The organism is Pseudomonas sp. Root71, from assembly GCF_001429045.1.
GTDB classification, from domain to species: Bacteria; Pseudomonadota; Gammaproteobacteria; order Pseudomonadales; family Pseudomonadaceae; genus Aquipseudomonas; species Aquipseudomonas monachiensis.
Window position 1 is genome coordinate 670,146 of sequence record NZ_LMHY01000001.1, and the last position, 11,754, is coordinate 681,899.

Genomic DNA, 11,754 nt, shown 5'->3' on the forward strand with positions numbered 1-11,754 from the left:
CCGCGGTGTGGGCCGCACGCCTCTCGATGGTCTGAAAAAGATGCTGGATAATAAAGCATGACCCGCTTGACGGCTAGCGCCGTCGGAGACCCTTGCAATGCCTGATCAAGATGTACGCTTGCAACACCTGAAAGTTTGGCTCGATGAACAATTGGCGACCCTTTTTGCCGAGCAGGGCTGGGGCGTCGTACCCCCGGCCACGTTGACTGCGGCCAGCAGTGACGCGAGTTTCCGGCGGTATTTCCGTTGGCAAGGCGATGGCAAAAGTTTCATTGTGATGGACGCGCCGCCGCCCCAGGAAAACTGCAAACCCTTCGTGGATATCGCTTTTTTGCTGGCGAAATCCGGAATAAATGTGCCGAAAATTTATGCCGAAGACCTCGAGCGCGGTTTTCTTTTGCTCAATGACCTGGGCAACAAGACCTATCTGGACGTCATCGACAGCGAAAACGCCGACAATTTGTTCAAGGATGCCCTGCAGGCGTTGCTGGCTTTCCAGCAGTTGCCAATGGTTGCGCCTTTGCCGAGCTATGACGTGGCCTTGCTGCGTCGCGAGCTGGAACTGTTCCCCGAGTGGTACGTGAAGCGCGAACTGGGCATCGAATTTGACGCGGCACAACAAGTGCTCTGGCAGCAGGTCAGCGAACTGTTGATCGACAGCGCCCTGGCTCAACCGAAAGTCCTGGTGCATCGCGACTACATGCCGCGCAACCTGATGCTCAGCGAACCCAATCCCGGCGTGCTGGATTTCCAGGATGCGGTGTATGGCCCGGTGACCTACGACGTGACCTGCCTGTTCAAGGATGCATTCCTCAGCTGGCCCGAGGAGCGCGTGCACGGCTGGCTCGAAAGCTACTGGCAGCAGGCGGGCGCCCTCGGGATTGCGGTTCAGCCCGACTTCGAGGACTTCCTGCGTGCCAGCGACTTGATGGGCGTGCAACGTCACCTGAAAGTCATCGGCATTTTCGCGCGCATCTGTCATCGCGACGGTAAACCGCGTTATCTGGGGGACGTGCCACGTTTCTTTGCGTACATAGAAGCAGTGATCGCTCGTCGCCCTGAGCTGGCCGAACTGGATGTGCTGCTGGCCAGTCTGCGTGCCGGAGTGAAAGCATGAAGGCAATGATTCTGGCCGCGGGTAAAGGCGAGCGCATGCGCCCGCTGACCCTGACCACGCCAAAACCGCTGGTGCGTGCAGGCGGCGTGCCGCTGATCGAGTATCACCTGCGAGCGCTGGCAGCCGCCGGGTTCACCGACATCGTGATCAATCACGCCTGGCTCGGTCAGCAGATCGAAGACTATCTGGGCGATGGTTCGCGTTATGGCGTGAGCATTCAGTACTCGGCCGAAGGTGAGCCCCTGGAAACCGGCGGCGGGATTTTCCGCGCGTTGCCGTTGCTGGGGGATGAAGCGTTTGTCGTGGTCAATGGCGACATCTGGACCGATTACGATTTCAGCGTGCTGCATCAACCCATCAACGGCCTGGCGCACCTGGTGCTGGCCAGTAACCCGGCCCATCATCCGGCCGGGGACTTCAGCCTGGTCGAAACGCAGGTCCGCGACGGTCAGCCAGAGATTGGCACCCTGACCTACAGCGGTATCGCCGTGTTGCATCCGCAGTTGTTCGACGGTTGCACCGCCGAGGCCTTCAAGCTCGCGCCGCTGTTACGCAAAGCCATGGCTGACGGTCAGGTGACTGGCGAGCAGTTGAAGGGGGACTGGGTCGATGTCGGTACTCACGAGCGTCTGGCCGAAGTTGAAACATTAATAGAAGCGAGGCGCTGACATGTTGTGGCCAGGGACTCTGATCGGAGCCGGAGCAGGCTATGCCATAGCCAGTATTCCGGGGGCCATTCTCGGGGCGTTGTTGGGGCAGGCGCTGGACCGGCGCTTGCACCTGCAGAGCTGGGGGCACTTGCGGGAAAAACTGGGCGGTCGCCCAGTGCTGCGTAACGATGAATTGCTGTTTGTCCTGTTAGGGCGACTGGCCAAGTGTGACGGCCAGGTGATGGCCGGGCACATCGAACAGGCCCGGGCGGAAATGCGCTCGCTGGAGATGTCCGAGTCGGCCCAGCGTCGTGCGATTGCCGCGTTCAATCGCGGCAAGTCGGGCAACGACCGCCTGCGCGGTTATTTGCGTCGCCTGAGTGCCCAGCCCCATGCGGCGGAAGGTGTGTTGCGCGCCTGTTGGCGAATGGTCTGGGCCGATGGTCGTGCCGGCAGCAGTGAACGTCAATTGATCGGCCAATGGGGCAAGTGGTTGGGCTGGACATCCCATCAGGTGCAGGCGTTGGCCCACGATTATGAACCGCAGAAACGGCCCTTGGGCAAAAGTGTGCCCAGTTATCAGGACGCGCTGAGGCTTTTGGGGGTGTCGGCCACCACTGAGCCGGCGCAGATCAAACGTGCTTATCGGCGCCTGCTCAGTCGCCATCATCCGGACAAGATTGCCGGCACTGGCGCGACGGCCACGCAGGTGCGTGAGGCCACCGAACGAACGCGTGAACTGCATAACGCCTACACGCTGATTCGGGAGCGGCGGGATTTTCGCTAGCCAGTGATACCGCTATCGCGAGCAAGCTCGCTCCCACAGGTTTTGTGTCGTTCGCAATTTTCTGATCGGCAAAAAACCTGTGGGAGCGTGGCTTGCCCGCGATGATCGCGCCTCGGTCTGTCAGCCCGCCGGGTTCTGCGGATTCAACCAACCTCGCACCCGACGAAACAGCTGCTCCTGTTCGGCCTTGTTATCCGGCAACGCCTTGAGTGCGACCTGGCTGAATGCCGATGATTTCTGGCGTTTGCTGGCCTGCAGGCGCTCCAATGCTGCATCGCGATCCAGCGCTTTGTCCTTGTAGAAAATATCTGCGGTCGGCAGTTTCAGGGTCGGGGTCAGCTCGGCCAGCCCGGGCGTGGCCGCCACAGGTGTCCGGGCGGCAACCATCAGCAGTTTTTCGACCTGCGATGGCTGCTTTTCGCTCAGGTAGCGCGCGGCCCAATAGGCGCCCGAACCATGCCCCAACACCACGATGCTGCGGGCGCTTTGCTGTTCGGCGAAGGCGATCGCGGCATCGATTCGGGCAAAGATCCGCTCGGCATCTGCCTTGGACTGTTCCTCGGTGGTTTCGGCGAAGGGCTTGTCGGCCACATCGGCCTCGCCACCGGCGACCTGTTCGATAGGGGCCGCGGTGGTCGAGTCTTTACTGCCGGTTTCGGCGGGTTTGGGTGTCGGCGCTGCTTCGACGATTCGTGGCGCAATGGCATCGCTTTGCAGGTCCGGCAAGGTGATACTCAGGCTGCTCCACTCGGCATCCGGCAATTTGCGCCGCAAAGGGCCTACTGCTTGCGGCCAGTCAACGGTTTCGCCGGCGCCGGGGATGATAATCACCGCGCCTTTGGGTTCGGCGGTATTGGCCGGTTTCCACAAGGCCAGAAACGTGTCGGTGCCTGCTTGCAGTTGTTGCTGTTCCTGAGCCGGGATCTTTCGCTCAAGTGCAGTCGCTTCTTCCTGACTACGCTCAGGCAGCGGCTGACGTTCGAGTGGTTTTTCTTCGGCGGTTTTTTCCTCCGCGGCGGGCGTCGGGTCGGCCGCCTTGACGGAAAAAGCGCAAGGCAGGATCAGCGACAGGCACAATGCTGGCAGTGCCAGGCGGTAGACAGGGGGCATCGGATATTCCAGGCCAGAAGATGTTCCGGCAGCCTAATGGGTTGGTCTGTATTTGTCAGGGTGTGAGAGTTCAATGATGCGTTTTCGCTGCCTGTGGGTTATCGGCTGTTTGTGGTTTCCCTTGATGGGCTGGGCGGCCGCCGCGCCTCCGGCGCCCGTTGCCCAACTGTCCCCGAAACAGCAGCACTGGCTGGCGCAGCAGGGCGAGTTGCGGGTCGGCGTGGTGTTGCAGGCGCCCTATGCGCAATACGACCGCCGCTTGCAGCGCTTGTCCGGGGTGAACATCGAGTTGATGAAGTGGTTGGCTAAAAACCTCAATGTCGAACTGAGCTGGCGCAATTTTCCCGACCTTGAACAATTGGAAGCCGCGGCCCGCGAGGGCGAAATCGACATCGCTCCGGGCCTGACCCAGACCCCTGGCGGGCTGCGTCTCTGGCAGTTTTCCGACCCCTACATGCGGGTGCCGCAATTGGTGGTCAGCGACCAGAAAAGCGCTGGCGCGGTCGAGTTGGAAAAACTCGACAGCCAGACCCGCGTCGCCGTGCGCATGCCCAGTGCCATCGCCGATTACCTGCGTGGCAACTACCCGCACCTGAATCTGCAAGGCGTACCGATGGAGCGCCAGGCATTGCAATTACTGGTTGGCCAGCAGGCAACTTATGCGGTGATCGATGAGGCGCAACTGGGACGCTTGTCGGTCGAGACGGAGTTCGCCGGGTTGGTGGTGGTGGGGGATGTCGGCCTGCCGCAACTGCTGCGGGTGGCCACGCGGCGCGACAAGCCGGAACTGGCGGGCATCGTCGAAAGTGCATTGCGGGCGATCCCGGCCAAGGATCTGGAGCAACTGCACAATCAATGGCTGCAACCCAAGTATCCGCGGCTCACCGAGTCGCCGGGATTTTGGCAAAACCTCTGCCTTCTGCTGGCCGTGCTGGCATCCAGTTGCATGGCCATTGTGGTCTGGCAGCGTCGCCAGCAGCACCACCTGGAGCAGCGTCTGCTGGCCGCGCAGGAAGACATTGCCTTGCGCGCCGCCAGCGAAGAGGCCCTGCGGCTCACCCAGTTTTCCATCGACCAGAGCACCGTCGGTATCCTCTGGGTCAACTGGGACAGCCATGTGCGCTACGCCAACCGCGCGGCGGAAAGCATGCTGGGCTATCCGGCCGGCGGGATCATCGATCGGCCCCTGATCGATTTCGAGCCTGGCCTGCACATGGACCGTTGGCTGAACCTGTGGAAGCGCGCCAGGGCCAGTGAAGACGGCCCGCAAAGCTTTGAATCCAATTGCGTGCGGGCCGATGGCAGCATCCTGCCGGCCGATGTCTCGTTGAGTTTTCTGCGCTTTCGCGATGGCGAATACCTGGTGGTTTACCTCAACGATGTCACCGAGCGGCGTCGCGCCCTGGCGGCCTTGCAGGAAAGCGAGGCGCGCCTGCAAGGCATCGCCGCCAACGTTCCGGGGCTGGTTTTCCGCCTGGAGCGGGCGCCGGTGACCGGTCAGATCGACTTTGCCTACATCAGCGAAGGCAGCGAAAGCCTGGTGGGTTACTCGCCGGCCACGCTGGCGCATCGCGATAAAGGCCTGCGCAGCCTGGTGCATCCGGATGACAAGGCCAGCTATCACCAGACCCAGGATCATGCGCTGGATACCGACAGCGACTGGTCGTGGCAGGGGCGAATCCTCACGCGTCAGGGCGAGCAGCGCTGGGCGGAAATCAAGGCCATCACCCGCCGGCTGGATGACGGTGCCTATGTCTGGGACGGAATCGTCTGGGACATCAGCGAAAGCAAGCGCATCGAGCTTGAGCTGGCCAGCTCCCGGGAGCAGTTGCGTGAGTTGTCCGCACACCTGGAAAGCGTGCGCGAAGAAGAAAAGGCGCGCATTGCCCGGGAAGTTCACGACGAGTTGGGTCAGATGCTCACCGTGTTGAAGCTGGAAACGTCCATGTGCGAACTGGCTTACGCGCAGCTTGATCCGGGTCTGAACGAGCGCTTGAACAGCATGAAGCGCTTGATCGCTCAGTTGTTTCAGCTGGTTCGTGATGTGGCCACGGCATTGCGACCGCCGATTCTCGACGCGGGCATCGCCTCGGCCATTGAGTGGCAGGCCCGTCGATTCGAGGCGCGCACGCAGATCCCGTGTCTGGTGCAGGTGCCGGACAACTTGCCGGTGCTCAGCGATGCGAAGGCAATCGGTTTGTTCAGGATCCTTCAGGAAGCGCTGACCAATGTCATGCGGCACGCCCAGGCGCATACTGTTGAATTGACACTGGCGCTGGAAGGCGACGAGTTGTGTCTGACGGTCAGCGATGATGGCGTAGGATTTGTCGCCGCAGCTGGCAGGCCGACATCCTTTGGGGTGGTCGGCATGCGCGAGCGGGTGTTGATCATGGGCGGTGAGTTGTCGCTTGAGAGTGAGCCGGGTGAAGGCACGACTCTGAGTGTGCGAGTGCCGCTGGATGCAGCCTGATGTTTATCTATTGTTTGCTCTGACGTCATCGTCGGAACGCTCGCGATAGATCTTGACCCTGGAGAAGAACGTGATCCGTGTACTGGTAGCCGAAGACCACACCATTGTCCGCGAAGGCATCAAGCAGTTGATCGGCCTGGCCAAGGACTTGCTGGTAGTGGGGGAGGCGAGCAATGGTGAGCAGTTGCTCGACACCTTGCGTCATGTGCCCTGCGAAGTGGTGTTGCTGGATATCTCCATGCCGGGCGTCAACGGCCTGGAAGCGATTCCGCGGATTCGCGCCCTGAACAATCCACCCGCGATCCTGGTGCTGTCGATGCATGACGAAGCGCAAATGGCCGCCCGGGCGTTGAAGGTGGGCGCTGCGGGTTATGCGACCAAGGACAGCGACCCGGCGCTCTTGCTGACGGCCATTCGCAAAGTGGCGTCAGGCGGGCGTTATATCGACCCGGAACTGGCCGATCGCATGGTTTTCGAAGTCGGTCTTACCGACTCGCGTCCATTGCACTCGTTGCTCTCCGAGCGCGAATTCTCCGTGTTCGAACGCCTGGCCCAGGGCGCCAACGTCAATGACATCGCCCAGCAACTGGCGCTGAGCAGCAAGACCATCAGCACCCACAAGGCGCGGCTGATGCAGAAGCTCAACATCACCTCGCTGGCGGAACTGGTGAAGTACGCGATGGAACACAAGCTCCTCTAAAACACACCGAAATTCAGTGTGGTCCAGTGGTGGCATATCCATTTACGACAGCTCCAGATATCGCATGGGCTTATTCTTGTGGCTTATAGCTGACCCCTTGCCACTACATTTGCCCAAACGCGCCATCCTTGTAGGGCAATCCCTACCCCCAACCTTCCATCCGGCTGAGGCCAATCTCTCTTGCCCCCCGATTTGCGCGGTCCCCAGCGTCCACTAGGCTTAGTCCCACAGCAGTCATCAATAACAAAGGTGTGGGTATGAGCCAGGTCGATTCAAGCGCAGGGGCCAATGATGTTCTGGTCAGCTTTCGTGGAGTGCAGAAGAGCTACGACGGCGAGAACCTGATCGTCAAGGACCTCAACCTGGACATTCGCAAAGGCGAATTCCTCACATTGCTCGGGCCGTCCGGTTCCGGCAAGACCACCAGCCTGATGATGCTCGCCGGCTTCGAAACGCCGACCGCGGGCGAAATCCTGTTGGGCGGGCGCGCCATCAACAACGTGCCGCCGCACAAGCGCGACATCGGCATGGTGTTCCAGAACTACGCATTGTTCCCGCACATGACGGTGGCGGAGAACCTGGCGTTCCCGCTGACCGTACGCGGCATGAACAAGAGCGACGTCAGTGCCCGGGTCAAGCGCGTGCTGAGCATGGTCCAGCTCGATGCCTTCGCCCAGCGCTACCCGGCGCAGCTTTCCGGTGGTCAGCAACAGCGTGTGGCATTGGCCCGCGCGCTGGTGTTCGAGCCGCAACTGGTGCTGATGGACGAACCCCTCGGCGCACTCGATAAACAACTGCGTGAACACATGCAGATGGAGATCAAGCACCTGCACCAGCGCCTGGGCGTCACCGTGGTCTACGTGACCCACGATCAGGGCGAAGCCTTGACCATGTCCGACCGTGTGGCGGTGTTCCACCAGGGCGAAATCCAGCAGATCGCGCCGCCGCGCACCCTCTATGAAGAGCCGAAAAACACCTTCGTCGCCAACTTCATCGGCGAGAACAACCGCCTCAATGGCCGCCTGCACAGCCAGACCGGCGACCGTTGCATTGTCGAGCTCGGGCGGGGTGAGAAGGTAGAGGCCTTGGCGGTCAACGTCGGCCAGACCGGCGAGCCGGTGACCCTGTCCATTCGTCCGGAGCGAGTGAGCCTCAATGGCTCCAGCGACCAATGCGTCAACCGCTTCTCCGGGCGAGTCGAGGAATTCATCTATCTGGGCGACCACGTCCGGGTTCGCATGGAAGTCTGCGGCAAGACCGACTTCTTCGTGAAACAGCCGATTGCCGAGCTAGATCCCTCGCTCGCCGTCGGCGACGTGGTACCGCTTGGCTGGCAGGTCGAACACGTTCGCGCGCTCGATCCACTTCTAGAGGCGCATTGATCGCCCCGGCAACACCAACACCAACCCTGCACGTGGAGAGAACAATAAATGTTGAGATCCCTGAAATTCACCGCTTTGGCACTGGGCATGATGGGCGCGGCACACGCAATGGCGGCCGGCCCGGACCTGACCGTGGTGTCCTTTGGCGGCGCGAACAAGGCGGCTCAGGTCAAAGCCTTCTACGCACCGTGGGAAGCGGCAGGCAACGGCAAGATCGTGGCCGGCGAGTACAACGGCGAAATGGCCAAGGTCAAGGCCATGGTCGACACCAAGAGCGTGTCCTGGGATCTGGTAGAGGTTGAATCGCCGGAGCTGTCCCGTGGTTGCGACGAAGACATGTTCGAGCAGCTTGATCCGAAGTTGTTCGGCAAGACAGAAGACTACGTCAAGGGCGCCATCCAGCCTTGCGGCGTAGGTTTCTTCGTGTGGTCGACCGTGCTGGCGTACAACGCCGACAAGCTGAAAACCGCACCGACCAGTTGGGTGGATTTCTGGGACACCAAGCAGTTCCCGGGCAAGCGTGGCCTGCGTAAAGGCGCCAAGTACACCCTGGAATTCGCACTGATGGCCGACGGCGTTGCGCCCAAAGACGTCTACAAAGTGCTGGCCGGCAAGGACGGTCAGGACCGCGCGTTCAAGAAGCTCGATGAGCTCAAGCCAAACATCCAGTGGTGGGAAGCCGGCGCACAACCGCCGCAATACCTCGCTTCGGGTGACGTGGTGATGAGCTCGGCCTACAACGGCCGTATCGCTGCCGTGCAGAAAGAAAGCAACCTGAAAGTCGTGTGGAACGGCGGCATCTACGACTTCGACGCATGGGCCATTCCAAAAGGTCTGGATGCCAAGCGCGCTGAAGCGGCGAAGAAGTTCATCGCCTTCTCGGTAATGCCGCAGCAGCAGAAGACCTACTCGGAAAACATCGCCTACGGCCCGGCCAACACCCAGGCCGTACCGCTGCTGGCCAAGGATGTCCTGAAGGACATGCCGACCACCCCGGAAAACATCGCCAACCAGGTGCAGATCGACGTCAGTTTCTGGGCTGACAACGGCGAGCAACTGGAACAGCGCTTCAACGCCTGGGCTGCCAAGTAGGAGCTGCCGAAGGCTGCGATCTTTTGATCTTGCTCTTCAGCGGCCTTGAATACGCCAAAAGATCGCAGGCTGCGCCAGCTCCTACAGGGACTGGCGTGTTTCATGAGTGTTGATGTAATGCGGCATCACCGTGGGTGGTGCCGCCCATTCAAAGATTCCCGGAGTACGTCATGGCTATCGCCGTTCCCCTGAACGAGGGCACCAGCCCCACCTTGAAGCAGCGGCTCAAGCACGCCGAGCGGGTCAATCGCTGGAAGGCCCAGGCGTTGATCGCGCCACTGGTGCTGTTTCTGTTGCTGGTGTTCCTGGTGCCGATCGTGGCGCTGCTCTACAAAAGCGTTGGCAACCCGGAAGTGGTCGGCGGCATGCCCCGCACAGTGACCGCCATCGCCAGTTGGGACGGCCGCGGCCTGCCCGCTGAACCGGTTTACAAAGCAGCGGCCGAAGACCTCGCCGAGGCTCGCAAGAATCAGACCCTGGGTGATCTGTCCAAACGCCTGAACATGGAACTGGCCGGCTACCGCAGCCTGCTGACCAAAACCGCCCGCGCCTTGCCGCTCACAACCGAGCCGGCTTCTTATAAAGAAGCGCTGGAAGGTCTCGATGAGCGTTGGGGCGACCCGGCCTACTGGCAAGCGGTACGTCGCAACACCAGCAGCATCACCCCGTATTATCTGCTGGCGGCCGTCGATCACCGCATCGACGACCTCGGCGAAATCGCCCCGGCCACCCCGGATCAGGCGATCTACCTCGACATCTTCGCCCGTACCTTCTGGATGGGCCTGGTCATCACCGTGATCTGCCTGGTGCTGGCGTATCCACTGGCTTATCTGCTGGCGAACCTGCCGTCGCGTCAGAGCAACCTGCTGATGATCCTGGTGCTGCTGCCGTTCTGGACTTCGATCCTGGTACGGGTCGCGGCGTGGATCGTGTTGCTGCAATCGGGTGGCCTGATCAACAGCGGCCTGATGGCCATGGGCATTATCGATAAGCCGATCGAGCTGGTGTTCAACCGCGTCGGTGTCTACATCTCCATGGTGCACATCCTGCTGCCGTTCATGATCCTGCCGATCTACAGCGTGATGAAAGGGATCTCGCCGACCTACATGCGCGCCGCGATTTCCCTCGGCTGCCATCCGTTCGCCAGCTTCTGGCGGGTGTATTTCCCGCAGACCTATGCCGGTGTCGGCGCCGGTTGCCTGTTGGTGTTCATCCTCGCCATCGGCTACTACATCACCCCGGCATTGTTGGGCAGCCCGAACGACCAGATGGTCAGCTACTTCGTCGCCTTCTACACCAACACCAGCATCAACTGGGGCATGGCGACCGCACTCGGTGGGCTGCTGTTGCTCGCGACGGTCGTGCTTTATCTGATTTACAGCTGGCTGGTAGGCGCAAGCCGCCTGCGCCTGAGCTAAGGGGAGAACGAAATGCTGAGTCCTTATATGTCGCCCATCGAACGGGTGTGGTTCTACAGCTTGCGGATTCTCTGCGGCTTGATTCTGTTGTTCCTGATCCTGCCGGTGCTGGTGATCATTCCACTGTCGTTCAACTCCGGCAGCTTCCTGGTGTACCCGCTGCAGGGCTTCTCATTGCAGTGGTATCACGATTTCTTCGCCTCGGCGGAATGGATGCGCGCCCTGAAGAACAGCATCATCGTCGCCCCGGCAGCCACGGTGCTGGCCATGGTCTTCGGTACGCTGGCGGCGATCGGCCTGACCCGGGGCGACTTCCCCGGCAAGGCGCTGGTAATGGCTCTGGTGATTTCACCGATGGTGGTGCCGGTGGTGATCATCGGTGTGGCCAGTTACCTGTTCTTTGCTCCGTTGGGATTGGGTAACAGCTTCTTCTCGCTGATCGTGGTGCATGCGGTGTTGGGTGTGCCGTTCGTGATCATTACCGTGTCGGCGACCTTGCAGGGGTTCAACCATAACCTGGTGCGGGCCGCCGCGAGCCTGGGTGCTTCGCCGCTGACCACGTTCCGCCGGGTGACCTTGCCGCTGATTGCGCCGGGCGTGATCTCCGGGGCGCTGTTTGCCTTTGCGACGTCGTTCGATGAGGTGGTGGTGACGCTGTTCCTCGCCGGCCCCGAACAAGCGACCCTGCCACGGCAGATGTTCAGCGGCATCCGCGAGAACCTCAGCCCGACCATCGCCGCCGCCGCGACGCTGCTGATTGCTTTCTCGGTGATCCTGCTGCTGACCCTGGAATGGCTGCGAGGGCGTAGCGAGAAACTGCGTACTGCGCAGGTCTGACGAATCACCTCATTCCCTGTGGGAGCGAGCTTGCTCGCGATGACGGACTATCAGTCGACATCTTTATCGACTGGAACTACCTCATCGCGAGCAAGCTCGCTCCCACAGGGATTTTTGGCGTTTTCGAGGTCCTCGGTCATTCACGACCTGAATAGAAGACAACCTCTAATCCCCAGCTACTATTGTGCCCA

The 11,754-nt window shown here is 60.9% G+C and carries 10 protein-coding genes; 9 read left to right on the forward strand and 1 reads right to left on the reverse strand.

The genetic code is table 11. The features are described 5' to 3' along the window. The first annotated feature begins 97 nt into the window (after window positions 1–97). From ASD95_RS03100 to ASD95_RS03110, 3 genes are read left to right on the forward strand one after another with little or no spacing between them, the layout of a single operon-like run. A complete protein-coding gene (locus ASD95_RS03100; RefSeq protein ID WP_056726646.1) occupies window positions 98–1,117 on the forward strand; it encodes an aminoglycoside phosphotransferase family protein in 1,020 nt (339 codons plus the stop codon). Then, on the forward strand, window positions 1,114–1,785 hold the full coding sequence (murU, locus tag ASD95_RS03105) for an N-acetylmuramate alpha-1-phosphate uridylyltransferase MurU (protein WP_056726647.1): 672 nt from the start codon (window positions 1,114–1,116) through the stop codon (window positions 1,783–1,785). The genes ASD95_RS03100 and murU overlap by 4 nt, the downstream gene beginning before the upstream one ends. A gap of 1 nt (window position 1,786) precedes the next feature. Further along, window positions 1,787–2,554, forward strand: a complete 768-nt coding sequence (locus tag ASD95_RS03110) for a TerB family tellurite resistance protein (protein ID WP_056726648.1) — start codon at window positions 1,787–1,789, stop codon at window positions 2,552–2,554. Window positions 2,555–2,674: 120 nt separating this feature from the next. On the opposite strand, the gene ASD95_RS03115 is transcribed toward ASD95_RS03110, so the two are convergent. Continuing rightward, entirely contained in the window at window positions 2,675–3,664 is a 990-nt protein-coding gene (locus ASD95_RS03115) for an alpha/beta hydrolase family protein (RefSeq protein ID WP_056726649.1), read from the reverse strand. Window positions 3,665–3,737: 73 nt separating this feature from the next. Between ASD95_RS03115 and ASD95_RS03120 the strand changes: the two genes are divergently transcribed. The 6 genes from ASD95_RS03120 to ASD95_RS03145 all read left to right on the forward strand — a co-directional run bounded on the left by ASD95_RS03120 (window position 3,738) and on the right by ASD95_RS03145 (window position 11,563). Next, window positions 3,738–6,134, forward strand: coding sequence for a PAS domain-containing sensor histidine kinase (locus ASD95_RS03120; RefSeq protein WP_056726650.1), 2,397 nt, complete (start codon window positions 3,738–3,740; stop codon window positions 6,132–6,134). A 70-nt stretch (window positions 6,135–6,204) separates the two neighbouring features. Beyond that, a complete protein-coding gene (locus tag ASD95_RS03125; RefSeq protein ID WP_008051638.1) occupies window positions 6,205–6,834 on the forward strand; it encodes a response regulator in 630 nt (209 codons plus the stop codon). 257 nt (window positions 6,835–7,091) lie between these two features. Beyond that, complete coding sequence (locus ASD95_RS03130) at window positions 7,092–8,216, forward strand: ABC transporter ATP-binding protein (protein ID WP_056726651.1); 1,125 nt, start codon at window positions 7,092–7,094, stop codon at window positions 8,214–8,216. Window positions 8,217–8,264: 48 nt separating this feature from the next. After that, on the forward strand, window positions 8,265–9,308 hold the full coding sequence (locus ASD95_RS03135; RefSeq protein WP_056726652.1) for an ABC transporter substrate-binding protein: 1,044 nt from the start codon (window positions 8,265–8,267) through the stop codon (window positions 9,306–9,308). A gap of 170 nt (window positions 9,309–9,478) precedes the next feature. Then, window positions 9,479–10,726 carry an ABC transporter permease gene (locus tag ASD95_RS03140; RefSeq protein WP_056726653.1) on the forward strand — a complete coding sequence of 416 codons (1,248 nt, stop codon included), beginning with the start codon at window positions 9,479–9,481 and terminating at the stop codon, window positions 10,724–10,726. Between the two features lie 12 nt (window positions 10,727–10,738). Beyond that, window positions 10,739–11,563 (forward strand): ABC transporter permease, encoded by an 825-nt coding sequence (locus ASD95_RS03145; protein ID WP_007980200.1) that lies wholly within the window; start codon window positions 10,739–10,741, stop codon window positions 11,561–11,563. The last annotated feature ends 191 nt before the right edge of the window (window positions 11,564–11,754 follow it).